Origin of the sequence: Acidovorax sp., assembly GCF_046314175.1 — a bacterium.
GTDB lineage: Bacteria > Pseudomonadota > Gammaproteobacteria > Burkholderiales > Burkholderiaceae_C > Acidovorax.
This window is the reverse complement of sequence record NZ_JBKBXG010000011.1, coordinates 1-17,326: the sequence shown is the minus strand read 5'-3', so window position 1 is coordinate 17,326 and position 17,326 is coordinate 1. Positions and strand designations below refer to the sequence as shown.

Here is a 17,326-nt window from a genome sequence, read left to right as displayed (position 1 = left end):
AGAGAAAGGTACACAGTGAACCGCAACTTCTTCAAACAAAGCCTTGTGTGGACGACAAGTATCTGCATGGGTCTGTCGGCTTGCGGCGGCGGCGACAGCACAACGCCTTCCGAGCCCCCACTGGTGAACACGCCCGCCCCATTACTGACGTACACACCCGACCCTACCGTGTGCGCCTGGATGGTTGCAAATATCAAGCCCTTTGTGTGGCCAGCACAAACGGTCGGACCGCGCACATGGCCTCCTGTTGAAATCCAAAAGGTCGACAAGCCGTTGCGCAATGCCGCTGGGCTTGCGCAGTATCAAGTCTGGAGCAACCTCTGGGTACTGCAGTCTCACTACGTCCCCCAGATCGATGCAAAAGGGATGGCGGCATATTCGAGCAGCCAGGTGTGGGCTCAGGAAGCCTCGTGCAAATACGGCTTCAGCGTGGACGCCCAAAACTTAACAGCGTTTTCATACTCTTTCAGTGCCTACATGCAGGACAGCACAGCCGACCAGATCGCCAAAGAGGAGTACACCAGCGGCGTTCAGCAGGTGCCCGCACCCGACCCGTGCAAGCCAGGACCGGTGTTCCCCACGGCGCCGCCCCTGCCGCCAGAATGTACAACTACCTCCTTGTGACCCGTTTCGCCATGCGCGCCTCTTTAAGTCTTGCCCTCTTGGCCAGTGCGCCGGTGCTGGTCGCTGCACAGTCCACATGTTCCAGCGATGGGCAACCCAGCGCTGTAGCGGTGTACGAACGCTTCATCAATGCGGATTGCGACACTTGCTGGGTCAGCGCACCATCCCATGTCCCCGGGCCCTCGGCTTTGGTGGTGGACTGGGTCGTTCCCGGCCGCCTGGGTGATGACGCCCCCTTGTCGGCGGCAGCAACCCGTGACGCGTTGACGCGCCTTCAAGAATTGAATCGCCCCATCCCCGAACAAACAGACAGCCACATTGCAGACATCGGGCGCCCAACGGCTGCATCTGCTCAGTTGCGCGTTGCGGAGGGGCCGGCATTCAATGACTATCTGGGGACTGGCATCCGTTTCACCCATCGCGGCAGCGGCGCCGCCAGCTACCAGTTCACGATGCTTTTGGTGGAGTCCATACCTGCGGGCGAGGAAGGGAGTCCGGTACCTCGTAATCTGGTGAGAAATAGCTTGCAAGGAACGTGGCTTAAGGATGATGGCCGAACCAATACATCGAAGGCATGGATGGAAAACCGCCCAATGCGAATTCCAGATGGTGCTCAAGCTGAGCGGCTACGCCTTGTGGGCTGGGTGCAAGACCCCACAGGCCGCCTCGTGGCAGCAGCCCAGTCCGTATGCAGGTAATACCGCCGCCGTTATGACGGCTATTTTTGAGGCGGGTAGAATCAATCACCGGGCCCAAGTTTCTTGACGTCCGGTTTTTTTGTGCCTGCGCTCAGCAGGGTTCGGTACGGACTGTCACGTTCATGCCCACAAGGCCGGCCTGAAAGCCAAGCGCCCACCGCAGCAGAAATCGTTTTGCTGCGTCCTTTTATGGAGCTTGGAATCTGATGGAAATTTTCGACTACGACAATGTTTTGCTGCTGCCCCGCAAATGCCGTGTGGAAAGCCGCTCGGAATGCGACGCCAGCGTGGAACTGGGCGGCCGCTCGTTCCGCATCCCTGTGGTGCCGGCCAACATGAAAACGGTGGTGGACGAGAAAATCTGTGCCTGGATGGCACAAAACGGCTATTTCTACGTGATGCACCGGTTCGATCTGGACAACATCCAGTTCGTCAAAGACATGCATGCCAAGGGCTGCTACGCGTCGATCTCGCTGGGCGTAAAAAAGCCCGACTACGACACCGTGGACCAGCTGGTGGCGCTGGGCCTGACGCCCGAGTACATCACCATCGACATCGCCCATGGCCATGCCGACAGCGTGAAGAACATGATCGGTTATCTCAAGCAACACCTGCCCAAGGCGTTTGTGATTGCGGGCAACGTGGCCACGCCCGAGGCCATCATCGACCTGGAAAACTGGGGCGCGGACGCCACCAAGGTGGGCGTGGGCCCAGGCAAGGTGTGCATCACCAAGCTCAAGACCGGATTTGGCACGGGCGGCTGGCAGCTGTCAGCGCTCAAGTGGTGCGCCCGCGTGGCCACCAAGCCCATCATTGCCGATGGCGGCATCCGCAGCCATGGCGACATCGCCAAGAGCATCCGTTTTGGCGCCAGCATGGTGATGATCGGCTCGCTGTTTGCAGGCCATGAAGAGTCACCCGGGCAGACTGTGGAAGTGGATGGCGAGCTGTTCAAGGAGTACTACGGCTCTGCCAGCGACTTCAACAAGGGTGAGTACAAGCATGTCGAAGGAAAGCGCATCCTCGAACCCATCAAGGGCAAGCTGGCCAACACGCTGATCGAGATGGAGCAGGACGTGCAAAGCTCCATCAGCTATGCGGGCGGCAAAAAACTGATGGATGTCCGCAAGGTGAACTACGTGATCCTGGGCGGCGACAACGCAGGGGAACACCTGCTGATGTAAACGCCGCCTTTGCTGCGAGCACGGTCAGGCTCGCAGCAGATTAAGCGCCATGTGATGCAGATCATGCCCAGGCTTTGCCAGGGCATCCAGGACGCTGAAATGGTGCAGCCCCTGCAACGCCTGGCTGCGGGGCACATAGTGGCTGCCCCAGGCGTCCTGCATCAACTGGTTCTGCCGCAGGAACTCGGGGCTTTCATCGCCGCCGACCACACAGTACAACTGCCCTGTGGGCGGCTCCAGCAGCCGGGCCGGGCTGCATTGCAGAACCTGCTGTTCTGTCAGATGCAGGACGGACTGGAACATCGGGGTGTACATGATGGGATCCAGGTCATGGATGCCTGAGATCGACAGCGCATTGCGCACCAGCCCGTCCGGCAGACCTTTCCCGATCAGCGACCAGACACTGGTCAACAGCATGGCGGCCAGGTGCCCTCCTGCCGAATGCCCGGCCACGGTGATTCGCTTCGGGTCGCCCCCGTGGGCGGCGATGTTGTGCCACACCCAGCCCAGCGCCTTTTCCATCTGCCGCAGGATGTGCGGAATTGTCACGGGCGCCTCTGGTGTGCCAGGGCACAGCGCATAGTTGACGACCACCACGCAGAACCCGGCCTGCGTGAACGGCGGTGCGATGAAGGAATGGTCAGACTTGTCCAGGGCTCGCCAGTAGCCGCCGTGGATGAAGACCAGCACCGGCACGGGTGCGCGCGTTGCTCCGGAAGCTCGCGCAGACGGAAAGATGTCCAGCGTTTCTCCGGCGCCCGCGCCGTAAGCCACATCAAGCACACAGGGCAGATTGGCGCGCACCTGGGCAGAGTCCTGGGCCCAGCGCTGAAGATAGTCCATGTGGTCGGGCACCAGCGCGCGGTTGTTGTACATGCGCTCCAGCCAGGCGGGGTCGTGCAGAGGCAAGGTCATGGATGATGTCTCCTTTAGGTGAATCCCTCGTTGCGCGGCCATCATCTTTGCAATCTGCCCAAGCTGCAAGCTCCATGACAGGGAGGCGCACCAAAAAAGCCCATGATGCAGGCAGAGACAACACCCAAAAAGAGTGACGCCATGACTACAACACCACTTCGCATCGCCGTTCTCGGCATTGGAATGATGGGGCGACCCATGGCATACCGCCTGCGTGAAGCCGGCCACCAGGTTCACGCCTGGAACCGCACCCGCTCCAAGGCTGAACCGCTGGAGACTTTTGGCATCACGGTGCATTCATCGCCCGCCGACGCGGTCCGCAGCGCCGACATGGTGGTCAGCCTGCTGGAAAACGGCCCGGTGGTGGGGCAGGTGCTCTTTGAAATGGGCGTTGCCCAGGCCATGCGCAAGGGCGCGCTGTTTATCGACATGGCATCCATCCAGCCCCGCGAAGCCCGCGACCATGCTGCCCGCCTGGGCGAGATGGGTCTGACGCATCTGGATGCACCCGTGTCTGGCGGCACGGTCGGCGCTGAAACTGGCACCCTCGCCATTCTGGTCGGAGGGCGGGCTGACGACTTTGCAAGAGCGCAACCCGTGTTTGCGGCTTTTGGTCGCGCCACGCATGTGGGGCCCCACGGCGCGGGGCAACTGACCAAGCTTGCCAACCAGATGATCGTGGGCATCACCATTGGCGCGGTGGCCGAGGCATTGCTGTTCGCCGCCAAGGGGGGTGCGGACATGGCCAAAGTGCGTGAAGCCATCAGCGGCGGTTTTGCAGACAGCCGCATCCTGCAGTTGCATGGTCAGCGCATGGTGGACCGCGACTTCGCCCCGCGCGGCCGCATGGCGGTGCAGCTCAAAGACATGCGCAACGCCCTGGCCACTGCTCGCGAAATTGGTTTTGACGCACCGGTGACCACGCTGTTTGAAACGCTGTATGCCGAAGGCATCGAGCACGGACTGGGCGAACTCGACCACAGCGGGCTTTTTGTTGAGCTGGCCAGCCGCAACGCCATGCAATAATTTTTGACGTCACTTGCCAGCAGCCAGAAAACTGGTGCATAATTCGAGGCTCTGCAGCAATGCAGACAAATTTTAGATTTGGGTTCTTAGCTCAGTTGGTAGAGCAGCGGACTCTTAATCCGTAGGTCGAGTGTTCGAGTCACTCAGGACCCACCAAATCAAAGCCCAAGGGCATAAAAAGCCTGCTACCCAAAGTAGCAGGCTTTTTTATTTCCAACGCATGAAGCCGCTCTCATGAATCCTCAAGCCCATCTGCTCTGGACAGCGCCCCGTTGGGCCTTGGCGGTCTTGCTGGCGGTGCTGGGCATGCTGGGGCCTTTTTCTATCGACACGTACATCCCCGCGTTCTCGGGCATTGCTGCGGCACTGGGCGCTACGCCGGTGCAGATGCAACAGACTTTGTCTGCCTACCTGTTCGGATTCGCCTTCATGAGCCTGTTCCACGGCGCGCTGGCCGACAGCTTTGGCCGCAGGCCCATCATCCTCTGGGGCATTGCCGTATTCACACTGGCATCCGCAGGATGCGCGCTGTCCCAATCCATTGGGCAACTCGTGATGTTCCGCGCGCTGCAGGGTTTGTCTGCCGGGGCAGGTATCGTGGTTTCGCGCGCAGTGATCCGCGACATGTTCCCGCCCGCGCAGGCCCAGAAGGTGATGAGCCAGGTCACGATCTACTTCGGCGTCGCCCCGGCGATAGCGCCCATCATCGGCGGCTGGCTGTTCGTGCATACCGGCTGGCACAGCATCTTCTGGTTCCTAACCCTCGTGGGTGTGGCGCTGTGGACAGCCAACTTCCGGCTGTTACCCGAAACACTGCATGTGGAACAGCGCCAGCCGTTCAATGTGCGCCACCTGATGAAGGGCTATGTTCAACTGGGTTCCAGCGCGCGGTTTGTGTTGCTGGCCCTCGCCAGCGGCGTGCCCTTCAACGGCATGTTCCTGTACGTGCTGTCGGCACCTGCATTCCTGGGCGAACACCTGGCGCTAGCACCCACGCAGTTCTTCTGGTTTTTTGTACTGACAATCTCCGGCATCATGGGCGGGGCCTGGCTCAGCGGCCGCTTGGCGGGGCGCATCCCGCCCAAGCGGCAGATCCGACACGGATTTGTGATCATGTTCACCGTTGCAGTCCTGAACCTGGCGGCCAACCTGCTGTTTGCACCCCACGCCTGGTGGGCACTGGCGCCGATTGCAGTCTTTGCTTTTGGCTGGGCGCTGATGGTGCCCGTGGTGACGCTGCTGGTGCTGGACCTGTACCCCGAGCGCCGCGGTTTGGCCTCTTCGATGCAAGCATTCGTCGGCTCCACGGCCAATGGTCTTGTGGCAGGCGTCATCGCGCCGCTGGTGATGCACTCGACCGCCCTGCTCGCCCTGGCATCACTGCTGATGTTGGGTATCGGGCTTTTGGCATGGATCTATTTGCACCACCGCTGGCCTGATATCGGCCGCACACCAGCCAATCTGTAGCCAGACAGTGCAACGTGGCGCTGCACGCTAAGCGCTTGGATGCCGGCGGTCGATGTTCTTTTGCTGGTAGTAGCGGTTTTTCTCTGCATACATGGCTTGGTCGGCGCGGTTTATTGCCGCTTCCACCACATCGCCCGAGTGACAACTGGCAATGCCCATAGCCAGGCTCAGATGCTGCCCTGGGTAGAACTGGTTGTTCAACTCCAGCATGGAGATGATGCGGTCTTGCAATGCCAGGGCTCCGCGCTCGTCAGTTCCGGGCAGCAGTACGGTGAACTCGTCACCACCAATGCGCGCCGCACATGCAGGGGCGTCCACCGCCTTGGCCAGTACCTCTCCCACCCGGCGCAGCATGGAGTCACCCGCTGCATGACCCTGCTCGTCATTCACGACCTTGAGGCCGTTGAGGTCGATAGCGATGACGGACAGCGGCCACGGCCCCTTGCGCGTAAGCCGGTTGAGCTCTTCGGCATAGAAGGCGCGGTTACGCAATTGGGTCAGCACATCGTGCTTGCCAAGGTATTCAAGATAGGCCTCTGCCTTCTTGCGCGCAGTGATGTCCACCAGCGATAGGAGCACCAGACCCCAATCGTGCAGATTGCTGTCGGGCACCGAAAACTGCATGTGAATGTTCACCGCGTCACCTGCCAGTGAGTAATTCACAACCTCGCGCTGCTGGAAGGTTTTGCCATCCCACAGATCCTGCAGCTGCTCGGCGAACGATTCGTGCATCTCGCCCCTGAACACGCGGCCGATGTTGTTGAGCAATACATCCTTACTGGATGCGCCGAACATGCGCAAGGTCTGCTGGTTGACGTCAATCACACGGATCTCCTGCATGCAGCGGGCGACGAAATCCGGATGCACTTTGAGGAAGGTCTTGAAATCGCCTATGCCCTGGGCGCGCACGCCGTCGAGCAGGCTTTTCACGGCACTAAAGTCTTCCACCCAAAGCGATACAGGAGAGTGCTCAAAAAGGTCACGCGCGTACTGCTCGCTGCGCTGGACCCGACGCGCACCACTGAGCTGCACGGTGTTGTCTTCGAGCGAAACCAACACACGGCTCCAGTCGTGCTCGTGACCCGGCAGGATGCGCGCACGGACAAGCACGTCCAGACGCCTGCCATCGAGCGCATAGTTCACGGTCTGGTTGGAGAACTCCAGCTGGCCGTCCCACAACTGCGCCAGCTCGTGAGTGGCGGTATCGTGCCGGTCATCGCGAAAGACTTGGTCCAGATTGGCCTCCAGGTGCAGCTGGCTATCTGCGGAGAACAGTTCCAAGGTGCGGCGGTTGACCTGCAAGATGCGCAGCGAGGCGCTGCACTGACGCAGCCGAGCGGGATCTTGCGCCAGATGCGCGCGGAGGTCGACCACCCCCTGTTCGCGCCAGCTGTCAAACAATCGCTTGAGCTGGCTGAAATCCTCCAGCCACAGCGAGACCGGCGCCAACTCGAACATGTTCTCGAAATCGGCCCCCGAGGATAGAGAAGACACCACAACAAATTCCTCCGTGGGCAATTATTGACGACGTGCCACGCAAAACCCCGGTCGCGTGCTTCTCCAACACAAAAAAGGGCTGACACCTTACGGTGCCAGCCCTTTGTGAAACCTTCAAATCAAGGATTCAGCGCGAACAGAGATCAGCGTGCTGGGCGGGCTGGACGCTTGCGCGCGTCATGGGCCACAAACGGCTTGCCACCGCCCGCACCCGCCGGCTTGGAGAACGCTGGCTTGCGGGGAGCAAAGTCACCACGCGGCGCGCCTGCATCGGCACGGGGAGCAAAACGACCCTGGCCGGCATCACCGAAGCCTGGCTTGCGGCCATAGCTGTCACCCGCATCGCGGCGGGGAGCACCACCACCGAAGCCGCGGTCTTCACGGCCAGCAAAACCACCGCCATTGCCGCCTTGGCCCTGGTATCCAGCATCACGGCCTTGCGGCGCGCCACGGTTGTCGCTGCCGCGGCCAGCGAAGCCGCCGCCAAAGCCACCACCGAAACCGCCACGGTCGTTGCCACCACGGTCACCGCCACTGCGTGCAGCACCACCGAAACGGCCGCGCGATGGATTTTCACGGTTGTCGTACGAACGGCCTGGAGCGCCACGGCCACCGCCACCGCCAAAGTCACCACCACGAGGTGCCTGGGGCGAACGCTGCGAAGGCTCCATCCCGGCAATCACTTCTGCCTTGAACTGCTGACGGCTATAGCTTTCGATGTCGAAAATCTTGCGGCGGTCACGGAACTCGGCAAAGGTCACGGCCAGGCCATCACGCCCTGCACGGCCGGTACGACCAATGCGGTGGGTGTAGTCCTCTGCCTTCATGGGCAGGCCGAAGTTGAACACGTGGGTGATCGTGGGCACATCGATACCGCGGGCTGCGACATCGGTTGCTACCAGGATCTGCACCTGACCTGCGCGCAGCGCCATCAGGCGGCGGTTGCGCAGGCCCTGGCTCAGGGCGCCGTGCAATGCCACGGCCGAGAAGCCTTCTTGTTGCAGGTCGTTGGCCAGGCCGTCGCACTCCACCTGGGTGCTGGCGAAAACGATGGCCTGGTTAATTGTGGTGTCACGCAGCCAGTGGTCCAGCAACTTGCGCTTGTGCTGGGCGTTGTCGGCCCAGTACAGCATCTGCTTGATGTTGGCGTGCTTCTCTTGCGGAGAATCGATGGTCACCTTCTGCACGGACGAACCGCCGTCATGCATCACACGCATGGCCAGTTGCTGGATGCGGGGCGCGAACGTGGCGCTGAACATCATGGTCTGCTTGCGCTGGCTGGTCAGCTGGTTCAGTTCGGCCAGATCGTCCGAGAAGCCCAGGTCGAGCATGCGGTCGGCTTCGTCGACGACCAGGAACTGCACCTTGTCGAGCTTGATCTGCATCGAGCGCTGCAGGTCCAGCAGGCGGCCGGGGGTGGCCACTACCAGGTCAGCGTTCTGCAGCTTAGCGATTTGCAACTGGTAAGGCATGCCGCCCACCACGTTGGCAACACGCAGTCCACGGCAGTGCTTGACGAGATCGATGGCGTCATGAGCGACCTGTTGGGCCAGTTCACGTGTTGGACAAACGATCAGTGCGCCAGGGGTGGCGGCCTTGAAGTTGCGCGAGCTGGTGGGGTCCTTGCGCTTGGCGCGCTTGGGAGCCGGTTCGCCGCGTTCGGCGGCTTCAGCCACGGAGCGATCGAAAGCGGCACGCTCTTCGGCTTCAGCGGCGGCTTGCTGGTTGATAAGCGTGTGCAGCACAGGCAGCAAGAAGGCGGCAGTCTTGCCAGAGCCTGTCTGGCTAGAGACCATCAGGTCGATGAACTTGGTAGAGTCATTGCCACCGCCCATGGCCAGGGGAATGGCCTTGAGTTGCACGCCTGTTGGCTGGGTGTAGCCCAGATCGGCCACAGCCTGCACGAGCTCAGGCGCCAGGCCCAGTTCTACGAAACCATTGGGTTCGGCGGTCACGGCGGCATCGGCTTCAGCAGCGGATTCCAGCACGGCGTCGAGGGGAGAAGACTGCACGGAAAGGTCGGCAGCAAAGGAAGTGTCGGCAGGCGCGAATTCGCCCTGCACCAAAGAAGTGTCGGTCATGATTTTTCTCTCACGAAGACGGTCGCAGGCGCTGCCCGCGATAGGCTTCGTCAAATGGTTAAAAAACATCAACCATCAAACGAAACCTGCGCTGGCTCTGTAGCTAGGCCGGTGCGGGTGGGCGTTACTTGCAAGTCCTGAACTGTCGTAGACAGTCGGCTGGCAGCCCGGTGTGTGAGGGGAGATGCACAATCTGCGTAGTGATTCCTGCGCAGCCGACGATTATTGCATGCTTTAGGGTTTCCCCGCAAGGCCCTTTTACAAAAGCGCTGGAAGAAGGCTGCCAGCCAGCCGCCGTGCGAGTTTGGCCCTACACAGACAGCAGGTGCTGCCGATAGTGCGCCAGTTCATCAATCGACTCATACACGTCTGCCAGCGCCGTGTGCTTTTGGGCCTTCTTGAAGCTGGTATAGGCCTCCGGCTTCCAGCGCTTAGCAAGTTCTTTCAGGGTGCTGACATCGACGTTGCGGTAGTGGAAGAACCGTTCGAGCTTGGGCATGTACCGCACCAAAAACCGCCGGTCCTGGCCGATGCTGTTGCCGCACATGGGCGCAGTGCCTTTGGGCACATATTTACTCAGAAAGGCAAGGATCTGCTGCTCGGCCTCTTCCTCGGTCACGGTGGAAGCCTTTACCTTGTCGATCAGGCCGCTGCGGCCATGGGTGCCCTTGTTCCAAGCATCCATCTTGTTCAGCAGCTCATCTGACTGGTGAATAACAAACACCGGCCCTTCAATGCGGGGCTCTAGGCTGGGGCCTGTCACGATGACGGCAATCTCCAGCAAACGGTCCGTGTCGGGCTCCAGCCCGGTCATTTCGCAGTCGAGCCAGACCAGGTTTTGGTCAGATTTGGCAAGTGTGGGAGGGGTAGGGTTGTTGGCTTCTGACATGGCGCGCATTGTCGCCGATGGCCTAAACTCGCCGCACATGCCCACCACCGACACGCTCACCGACACTTTTTCGCCCTCCATGGTGCTCACGCTGGCGTTTGCCGCTGCCCTGGTGTTGGGCCTGGCGCTCAAATTCTGGCTGGCAACGCGCCAGGTGCGGCATGTGGCCCGTCACCGAGCGGAGGTCCCAGCGCCCTTTGCAGCACGCATTGGATTGGCAGCACACCAGAAAGCCGCGGATTACACCATCACGAAGGCACGCTTAGGGCTGGTAGAGATGGCCCTGGGCGCCGCAGTACTGCTCGGCTGGACGCTGCTCGGCGGCCTCGACGCCTTGAACCAGACCCTGCTGGGAGCTCTGGGCGGTGGCATGTGGCAGCAACTGGCGCTCTTGGGGGCATTTGCAGCCATCAGTGGCCTCATCGACCTGCCACTTTCGCTATACCAGACGTTTGTGGTGGAAGAGCGGTTTGGCTTCAACAAAATGACCTGGCGCCTGTGGCTGGCCGATGCCCTCAAAGGACTGCTGGTGGGCGCGCTCATTGGATTGCCTATTGCAGCGCTGATCCTGTGGCTGATGGGTACCGCTGGCCCGCTGTGGTGGCTGTGGGCGTGGGCGTTCTGGATGGGGTTCAACCTGCTGCTGATGGTGATTTACCCCACCTTCATCGCGCCCCTGTTCAACAAGTTCCAGCCGCTTGAAGACGAATCGCTGAAGGCGCGCGTAACTGCCCTTATGCAGCGCTGCGGCTTTTCTGCCAAAGGCCTTTTCGTGATGGATGGAAGCCGCCGCAGCGCCCATGCCAACGCCTACTTCACCGGGTTCGGTGCCGCCAAGCGGGTGGTGTTTTATGACACCCTTTTGCGCCAGCTGGCGCCCAGTGAAGTAGAGGCTGTGCTGGCGCATGAGCTGGGACATTTCAAGCACCGCCACATCATCCAGCGCATCGTGATGATGTTTGCGCTGAGCCTGGCGGGGTTCGCCCTGCTGGGTTGGCTGTCTGCCCAGGTGTGGTTCTACACGGGCCTGGGGGTACGGCCCAACATCTCGTTTGACCCTTCCGTGGCGGCGGTAGCGCCCAACGATGCGCTGGCGTTGCTGCTGTTCATGCTGGTGCTGCCGGTTTTCACGTTCTTCATTTCCCCCTTGTTTTCGCAGCTCTCGCGCCGCCATGAGTTCGAGGCCGATGCCTATGCCGCAGCCCAGGCCAGCGGTGCAGATCTTTCATCAGCCCTGCTGAAGCTGTACGAGGACAATGCCTCCACCCTCACCCCTGACCCGGTGTACGTCAAGTTCTACTACTCTCATCCGCCCGCCACAGAACGGCTGGCGCGCATGAACGCCCCTGCATAACCATGACCACTATGTTGAAGAAAAAAGACTGGTCAGCGCTTACCCGCCGAGCGCTGACAGCTACTGAAGTTGTAGCAAACCTGGCCAAGCTCGAAGGCTGGAGCCTGAGCGGCGATGGTGCCGATGTGGCCATCGAAAAGACCTATCAGTTCGCCAACTACTACGAGACGATTTCGTTCGTGAACGCTGTGGCTTTCATCGCCAACGCGCAAGACCACCACCCCGACATGTCGGTGCACTACAACCGCTGCGTGGTTCGCCTGAACACCCACGATGTCAACGGAATTTCTGCCACCGACTTCGATTGCGCGACCCAGTTCGATGCGCTGGTGGCCTGACCGCATGACCCAGCAAAAACACCATGGCTGAACGCAGTGCCCTGATGGACGGCACGGTGGTGGCCAGCCATGGGCGCCACTGCATGGTCGAGACACCCGACGGAGAACGCCGCATCTGCCACCCCCGCGGCAAAAAGAGCCAGGCCGTGGTCGGTGACCATGTGCTGTGGCAGTCGCCGCCACCAGGCCAGGGCGACGAAGGCACCATCGAAAAGGTCAAGGAGCGGCGGAATCTTTTCTATCGCCAGGACGAGATCCGCACCAAATCCTTCGCCGCCAACCTCGACCAGGTGCTCATCCTGATCGCGGCCGAGCCTGTATTTTCTGAAAGCCAGCTCTCCCGCGCATTGATCGCGGCAGAGGCCGAGGGCATCAAACCCATCATCGCGCTCAACAAGAGCGACCTGGTCGAACCGTTCGCCCGCGCATGGGAGCGGCTACTGCCCTACCGCCACATGGGCGAAGGCAAACACTATGGTGTGCTGCCGCTGTCGCTGGCACTATCCAGCGATGTAGACCGCGCATTGCTGATGGAACACCTTGCGGGCAAGACCACGTTGGTGCTGGGCCCCTCCGGATCCGGCAAAAGCACTCTGATCAACCTGCTGGTGCCGGGTGCCACGGTGCTTACCGGCGAGATATCCCAAGCCCTTAACTCGGGCAAGCACACGACCACCAGCACGCACTGGTACTGGATGGATCCAGCGCGCACCACGGCACTCATCGACTCGCCCGGATTCCAAGAGTTTGGGCTCCACCACATCGCACCCATGCAGTTGGCTGCTTGCATGCCAGACATCGCGGCGCATGCAAACCACTGCAAGTTCTACAACTGCACCCATCTGCACGAGCCGGGCTGCGGCGTGTTGGACGCAGTCAAAATGGGCCCTAGCGCTGGTGGAATAAGCGCCAAACGCTACAAAATTTATAGTGACTTGTTTGAAGAACTGAGCCACACACGGTATTGATATGGCCGAGGGCGCCCGCAACGGGCGCTGCCAGCGCCACCGTGGATCTGGCTTCGCCAGTCCAGGGGTTGCGCCCCCCGAGGGAAAGCGCCGAAGGCCACTCAGGGGGGCTTCTTGCCCTACCCCAGCAGCCGGGCCAAGGTCAGCAGGGCCAGCAGCAGCATCCAGACAACGACCGAGCGCCACACCAACCCCACCACGCTGCGAAGATGCCCGACCTCCGGCGCGCGGCCAGGGGTGGAATCGCTGTCGCCCATGTCGGCGTCAATCTCCAGTCCCGGCGGCGTGTGCATCTCCGTGCGTGCTTTGAGGGCCTCGCCGCCCAGGCGGACATTGATGGCTCCCGCCGTAGCAGCCAGCACCACGCCGTCGTTGTCATTTGGGAACCTCTGAGCATGAAAGCGCCAGCCCTCGATCGCCTCTTCAAAACTGCCCACCACGGCAAAGCTCAGCGCCGTGAGGCGGGCCGGCAACCAGTCAATGACCGTCCATGCCTGGGCGGATGCCTGTTGCAGTGAGGCACTGGCGGGCTGGGCGCCTGTGCGCCGCTTGTAGTGCCAGTAGCGCGATACAAACTCGGCCAGCCGGTACAACACGGCCCCGGTTGGCCCCAGGCCCAGCGCGGCAAGCACCGAGAACCAGGCCAGCACGCCAAACACGTGGCGGTGTGCCGCCAGCACCGAATACTCAATCACATGGCGCACGATCTCACTGCGCGGCAGCGCACCCACATCCACCTGCTGCCAGTGGGCAAGGCGCTCGCGGGCGGCATCCTCATCGCCCTCTTCCAGCGCATCACGAATGCCGGTGAAATGGTGGCTGAACTGCCGGAACCCGAGCGTGACGTACAGCACCGCCACGCTCCACAGCACCGCAAAAGGCCAACCCAGCCCCCACAGCAACAACCAATGAATGGCCAAGGTAACAAGCGCGGGGACCAGCACCGCCAGGCTCCACGCCACCCAGCCGTGGTGCGATTTGCCCGCATCAAAATTGCGGCTCACGGAAAGCGCCCATGCCCGAAGGCCTGCATGAATGGGATTGCTGCGTGCCAGGGGTCGGGCCTGCTCGATCAGCAATGCGAACAGGATGGCGAAGAAACTCATGGGGAGTAATGATACTGGGGCTTCACCCCCGCGCTCCTATCATGGCCAGACTGGGTTCAGGCCTGCATGAAGCGATAGAAGTTGCGCAGCATGCCCGCGGTAGCACCCCAGATGTAGCGGTTGTTCGAACCATCCTGGTAAGGCATGGAAAACCACTCGCGACGCACACCATCGAGGTCGAACACGTGGCGCTGGTGATTGGCGGGGTCTAGCAGATACGCCAGCGGCACCTCAAAGATATCTGCCACTTCATAGGGGTTTGGGGTGAGCACGCAATCGGGCTGCACCAGCGCCACCACCGGCGTGATGATGAAGGACGAACCGGTGACATAAGTCGGCAAGTTCCCCAGCACCTCAACAAACTCGCGGCCCAGGCCCACTTCCTCGTACGCCTCACGCAAGGCCGTGTCCGCCGGACTGGCGTCTTCGGCATCGGCCCTGCCGCCCGGGAAGGCCACCTGTCCCGAATGGGTGGACAGATGTGCCGTGCGCTCCGTCAACAGCACCATGGGCTCTTGTCGCAGCACGATGGCGAGCAGCACTGAAGCATGTGCGGGCTCGCGGTTCATGAACTTCTTTTCCAGCACCACCTCAGGCTGCCACAGAGGAGGCTTCGCAAAACGTGCACGAAGGGCCTGATGCGTCTGGGCGTTCCGCGAGACTGCAGGAAGGTGCGAATCCACGCCCAACACCGGGACAAGGCGCGGATCGAAATCGGGCAGCGATGTCAGCGGCGCGATCACAGACGACACAGGGGTGGCAGACGGGTTCAAAGCAACGGGCTCACTACAAATAACAGGACAACCTCAAAATGCAAAAAGCCGCTACAGGCAAACGCTGTAGCGGCTTAGGTCAGGGCAAGCCCGCGCCTTATGCGGCTGCGGTAGGAGCCTTGGCCTTGTTGACGCGCTGTGGCAGCTTTTCCTTGATACGTGCCGACTTGCCGCTGCGGTCGCGCAGGTAGTACAGCTTGGCACGGCGCACGTCACCGCGGCGCTTGACTTCGATGCCGGCGATCAGCGGGCTGTAGGTCTGGAACGTACGCTCCACGCCTTCGCCGCTGGAGATCTTACGCACGGTGAAGCCGCTGTTCAGGCCACGATTGCGCTTGGCAATCACCACGCCTTCGTAAGCCTGCACGCGCTTGCGGGTACCTTCCACCACGTTCACGCTCACGATGACGGTGTCACCAGGGGCGAACTCGGGGATGGTCTTGTTCAAGCGGGCAATTTCTTCCGCTTCCAGGGTCTGAATCAGGTTCATGTTTGATATCCAACGATCTTGGCCGCGCCACAAATGGCTGCGTCGGGATTGACGTCTCAGTGTTCTGCGGGAGAATTCCCTGTCAAAACGGCCGGGCAGAGGATCGAAAAGCCTTTGATTATAGCAATTCAGCCAAGATTGGCCAATACAGCCTCGTCAGCAGCAGCCAAGAGTCCCGCCTGCCGCGCTGCCGCAATCAGATCGGGGCGATGGCGCGCCGTGATGGACAGCCGGTGATCGCGCCGCCAGCGCTCGATTTGCGCATGGTGGCCAGACATCAAGGGAGCCGGGACCTGCTGCCCCGCCCACTCCTCTGGGCGTGTGTAGTGCGGGCAGTCGAGCAGTCCATCGAGCGCAGGATTAAAACTGTCGAGCTGGTGACTGCCCTCGTCATTGAGCACGCCGGGCTGCAGGCGCGCCACTGCATCCAGAAGGGCCATCGCGGCGATCTCGCCACCAGACAGCACAAAGTCACCCAAACTCATCTGCACATCGACATAGGCATCTATAAAGCGCTGGTCGATACCTTCGTACCGACCACACAGCAAGATGGCGCCTTCGCTGGCAGACCAGCGTTCCACAGCAGCATGGTTGAGTGATTCGCCAATGGGGGAAAAAAGGACCAGCGGCGCATGGCTGCCTTCGGGCTCTTCACGCCCAACCCGGATAGCGGCAAGGCATCGCGCCAGCGGCTCGGCCATCATCACCATGCCGGGGCCGCCGCCAAACGGGCGGTCATCCACACGGCGGTAGTTGCCGTCAGCATGGTCGCGCGGGTTCCACAGACGCACATCCACCTGGCCACTGGCATAGGCACGCCGCGTGACGCCGCTCGCTAGAAAAGGGGCGAACAGCTCCGGGAACAGGGTGATGATGTCAAAGCGCATGGTACGCAGCACAGGACGTGGGCGCTGGTCAGTAGTCGGGCTGCCAGTCCACCGTGATGCGCTTTTCAGCCAAGTCCACCTTGTCAATAAAGGCAGAGACAAAAGGAATCATGCGCTCCTGCGCCTTGCCGTCCTGTTCATAGGCCAGCACCAGCACCGTCTGCGGGCCGGTGGACATCAGCTCCTTCACCTGCCCTAGCGCCACGCCTTCGCGGTTGACAACATCAAGGCCAATCAGATCGACCCAGTAATACTCGTCCTCAGTGGTGGACGGAAAGCTCGAGCGTGGCACAAAGATGCGCGCGCCGCGCAAGGCTTCGGCCGCATCGCGGTCATCAATGCCCTGCGCCCAGGCGACCACGGCGTCCGAATGGTCCTTGGCCTGGCGAATCGAAAGCTGCACGGTTCCAGCGAACGTCTTGGCGCCGCGCTCGGAGGGCTGCAGATACCACCGCTTGGCCGAAAACAGCGCCTCGGGGCTGCTGCTGTGTGACACCACCTTGAACCAGCCCTTGACGCCCCAGGCATCTGCAATGCGCCCCACTTCAATGGCATCGGCGGGCAGCTCTGCGGGTTCGAGGGTCAGGTTGGTAGCCATGGGAGTGATTCCAGAATAGGAAAAGGGCGGGTTCCGTGGGCATGCCCAGCGAAACCCGCCCTTTTCAGGGAGCTATTAAGCAGCCTTCTTGGCGGCTTGCTTGATCAGACGGTCCACAGTAGGCGACGTTTGAGCACCCACGCCAACCCAGTAGGACAGACGGTCTTGCACGATGCGCAGACCTTCTTCGGTTTCTTTGGCGGTGGGGTTGTAGAAGCCGATGCGCTCGATAAAGCGGCCATCACGGCGCACGCGCTTGTCAGCAACGACGATATTGAAAAAAGGACGACCTTTAGAGCCGCCGCGGGAAAGTCGAATGACGACCATGATTTATCCTTCGGGTGGTGAACTCCGGCAACATTTGCCTTGAGCCACAGTGTTCGCAACCATATTCGCAACGCTTGAGACACGCGACATGGCCACCCGGCCAG

The 17,326-nt window shown here is 61.1% G+C and carries 18 protein-coding genes and 1 tRNA gene; 9 read left to right on the top strand and 10 right to left on the bottom strand.

Translation table 11 applies throughout. The features are described 5' to 3' along the window. Positions 1-15: 15 nt before the first annotated feature. From ACK4OE_RS04705 to ACK4OE_RS04695, 3 genes are all read left to right on the top strand, one after another. On the top strand, positions 16-624 hold the full coding sequence (locus ACK4OE_RS04705; protein ID WP_409883376.1) for a hypothetical protein: 609 nt from the start codon (positions 16-18) through the stop codon (positions 622-624). Then, positions 603-1,322 carry a hypothetical protein gene (locus tag ACK4OE_RS04700; RefSeq protein WP_409883374.1) on the top strand — a complete coding sequence of 240 codons (720 nt, stop codon included), beginning with the start codon at positions 603-605 and terminating at the stop codon, positions 1,320-1,322. Before ACK4OE_RS04705 ends, ACK4OE_RS04700 begins: the two co-directional genes overlap by 22 nt. Positions 1,323-1,528: 206 nt before the next feature. Continuing rightward, positions 1,529-2,506, top strand: a complete 978-nt coding sequence (locus tag ACK4OE_RS04695; RefSeq protein WP_409883373.1) for a GMP reductase — start codon at positions 1,529-1,531, stop codon at positions 2,504-2,506. Between the two features lie 24 nt (positions 2,507-2,530). Here the strand turns inward: ACK4OE_RS04695 and ACK4OE_RS04690 are convergent, their stop codons facing one another. Further along, positions 2,531-3,421: an alpha/beta hydrolase gene (locus ACK4OE_RS04690; RefSeq protein ID WP_409883372.1), complete on the bottom strand. Its 891-nt coding sequence runs from the start codon at positions 3,419-3,421 to the stop codon at positions 2,531-2,533. 105 nt (positions 3,422-3,526) lie between these two features. On the opposite strand from ACK4OE_RS04690, the gene ACK4OE_RS04685 reads away from it, so the two are divergent. The 3 genes from ACK4OE_RS04685 (at position 3,527) to ACK4OE_RS04675 (ending at position 5,914) form a co-directional block, all read left to right on the top strand. Next, on the top strand, positions 3,527-4,447 hold the full coding sequence (locus tag ACK4OE_RS04685; RefSeq protein WP_409883371.1) for an NAD(P)-dependent oxidoreductase: 921 nt from the start codon (positions 3,527-3,529) through the stop codon (positions 4,445-4,447). An 80-nt stretch (positions 4,448-4,527) separates the two neighbouring features. After that, positions 4,528-4,603: transfer RNA gene (locus tag ACK4OE_RS04680), tRNA-Lys, on the top strand. Between the two features lie 78 nt (positions 4,604-4,681). Next, positions 4,682-5,914, top strand: a complete 1,233-nt coding sequence (locus tag ACK4OE_RS04675) for a multidrug effflux MFS transporter (RefSeq protein WP_409883370.1) — start codon at positions 4,682-4,684, stop codon at positions 5,912-5,914. A 27-nt stretch (positions 5,915-5,941) separates the two neighbouring features. Here the strand turns inward: ACK4OE_RS04675 and ACK4OE_RS04670 are convergent, their stop codons facing one another. The 3 genes from ACK4OE_RS04670 to orn form a co-directional block, all read right to left on the bottom strand. Next, positions 5,942-7,411 carry a diguanylate cyclase domain-containing protein gene (locus ACK4OE_RS04670; RefSeq protein WP_409883369.1) on the bottom strand — a complete coding sequence of 490 codons (1,470 nt, stop codon included), beginning with the start codon at positions 7,409-7,411 and terminating at the stop codon, positions 5,942-5,944. A gap of 143 nt (positions 7,412-7,554) precedes the next feature. Then, a complete protein-coding gene (locus ACK4OE_RS04665) occupies positions 7,555-9,492 on the bottom strand; it encodes a DEAD/DEAH box helicase (protein WP_409883368.1) in 1,938 nt (645 codons plus the stop codon). Between the two features lie 310 nt (positions 9,493-9,802). Continuing rightward, complete coding sequence (gene orn / locus ACK4OE_RS04660; protein WP_409883367.1) at positions 9,803-10,381, bottom strand: oligoribonuclease; 579 nt, start codon at positions 10,379-10,381, stop codon at positions 9,803-9,805. Positions 10,382-10,418: 37 nt separating this feature from the next. Between orn and ACK4OE_RS04655 the strand changes: the two genes are divergently transcribed. Genes ACK4OE_RS04655 through rsgA form a run of 3 tightly spaced genes read left to right on the top strand, consistent with a single transcriptional unit; the run spans position 10,419 to position 13,041 of the window. Next, positions 10,419-11,735, top strand: coding sequence for a M48 family metallopeptidase (locus ACK4OE_RS04655; RefSeq protein ID WP_409883366.1), 1,317 nt, complete (start codon positions 10,419-10,421; stop codon positions 11,733-11,735). Then, positions 11,732-12,073 (top strand): 4a-hydroxytetrahydrobiopterin dehydratase, encoded by a 342-nt coding sequence (locus tag ACK4OE_RS04650; RefSeq protein ID WP_409883436.1) that lies wholly within the window; start codon positions 11,732-11,734, stop codon positions 12,071-12,073. Before ACK4OE_RS04655 ends, ACK4OE_RS04650 begins: the two co-directional genes overlap by 4 nt. A 23-nt stretch (positions 12,074-12,096) precedes the next feature. Next, complete coding sequence (rsgA, locus tag ACK4OE_RS04645) at positions 12,097-13,041, top strand: ribosome small subunit-dependent GTPase A (protein ID WP_409883365.1); 945 nt, start codon at positions 12,097-12,099, stop codon at positions 13,039-13,041. 119 nt (positions 13,042-13,160) lie between these two features. Here the strand turns inward: rsgA and ACK4OE_RS04640 are convergent, their stop codons facing one another. The 6 genes from ACK4OE_RS04640 to rpsP form a co-directional block, all read right to left on the bottom strand. After that, positions 13,161-14,147 (bottom strand): CobD/CbiB family protein, encoded by a 987-nt coding sequence (locus tag ACK4OE_RS04640; protein ID WP_409883363.1) that lies wholly within the window; start codon positions 14,145-14,147, stop codon positions 13,161-13,163. Between the two features lie 56 nt (positions 14,148-14,203). Continuing rightward, positions 14,204-14,899: a CoA pyrophosphatase gene (locus tag ACK4OE_RS04635; protein ID WP_409883361.1), complete on the bottom strand. Its 696-nt coding sequence runs from the start codon at positions 14,897-14,899 to the stop codon at positions 14,204-14,206. Between the two features lie 118 nt (positions 14,900-15,017). After that, a complete protein-coding gene (gene rplS, locus ACK4OE_RS04630; protein WP_409883360.1) occupies positions 15,018-15,410 on the bottom strand; it encodes a 50S ribosomal protein L19 in 393 nt (130 codons plus the stop codon). Between the two features lie 128 nt (positions 15,411-15,538). Beyond that, positions 15,539-16,297: a tRNA (guanosine(37)-N1)-methyltransferase TrmD gene (gene trmD, locus ACK4OE_RS04625; protein WP_409883359.1), complete on the bottom strand. Its 759-nt coding sequence runs from the start codon at positions 16,295-16,297 to the stop codon at positions 15,539-15,541. A 28-nt stretch (positions 16,298-16,325) separates the two neighbouring features. Continuing rightward, positions 16,326-16,895, bottom strand: a complete 570-nt coding sequence (gene rimM / locus ACK4OE_RS04620; protein WP_409883357.1) for a ribosome maturation factor RimM — start codon at positions 16,893-16,895, stop codon at positions 16,326-16,328. Positions 16,896-16,970: 75 nt separating this feature from the next. Next, entirely contained in the window at positions 16,971-17,222 is a 252-nt protein-coding gene (rpsP, locus tag ACK4OE_RS04615; RefSeq protein WP_409883356.1) for a 30S ribosomal protein S16, read from the bottom strand. Between the last annotated feature and the right edge of the window lie 104 nt (positions 17,223-17,326).

Bases quoted from the DNA above. Each gene is read 5' to 3' on its own strand.
- ACK4OE_RS04675 (WP_409883370.1), top strand. From the start codon at position 4,682: ATGAATCCTCAAGCCCATCTGCTCTGGACAGCGCCCCGTTGGGCCTTG.
- rimM (WP_409883357.1), bottom strand. From the start codon at position 16,895: ATGGCTACCAACCTGACCCTCGAACCCGCAGAGCTGCCCGCCGATGCC.
- rsgA (WP_409883365.1), top strand. From the start codon at position 12,097: ATGGCTGAACGCAGTGCCCTGATGGACGGCACGGTGGTGGCCAGCCAT.
- ACK4OE_RS04665 (WP_409883368.1), bottom strand. From the start codon at position 9,492: ATGACCGACACTTCTTTGGTGCAGGGCGAATTCGCGCCTGCCGACACT.
- rpsP (WP_409883356.1), bottom strand. From the start codon at position 17,222: ATGGTCGTCATTCGACTTTCCCGCGGCGGCTCTAAAGGTCGTCCTTTT.
- orn (WP_409883367.1), bottom strand. From the start codon at position 10,381: ATGTCAGAAGCCAACAACCCTACCCCTCCCACACTTGCCAAATCTGAC.
- trmD (WP_409883359.1), bottom strand. From the start codon at position 16,297: ATGCGCTTTGACATCATCACCCTGTTCCCGGAGCTGTTCGCCCCTTTT.
- rplS (WP_409883360.1), bottom strand. From the start codon at position 15,410: ATGAACCTGATTCAGACCCTGGAAGCGGAAGAAATTGCCCGCTTGAAC.
- ACK4OE_RS04700 (WP_409883374.1), top strand. From the start codon at position 603: ATGTACAACTACCTCCTTGTGACCCGTTTCGCCATGCGCGCCTCTTTA.
- ACK4OE_RS04690 (WP_409883372.1), bottom strand. From the start codon at position 3,421: ATGACCTTGCCTCTGCACGACCCCGCCTGGCTGGAGCGCATGTACAAC.
- ACK4OE_RS04685 (WP_409883371.1), top strand. From the start codon at position 3,527: ATGCAGGCAGAGACAACACCCAAAAAGAGTGACGCCATGACTACAACA.
- ACK4OE_RS04695 (WP_409883373.1), top strand. From the start codon at position 1,529: ATGGAAATTTTCGACTACGACAATGTTTTGCTGCTGCCCCGCAAATGC.
- ACK4OE_RS04640 (WP_409883363.1), bottom strand. From the start codon at position 14,147: ATGAGTTTCTTCGCCATCCTGTTCGCATTGCTGATCGAGCAGGCCCGA.
- ACK4OE_RS04655 (WP_409883366.1), top strand. From the start codon at position 10,419: ATGCCCACCACCGACACGCTCACCGACACTTTTTCGCCCTCCATGGTG.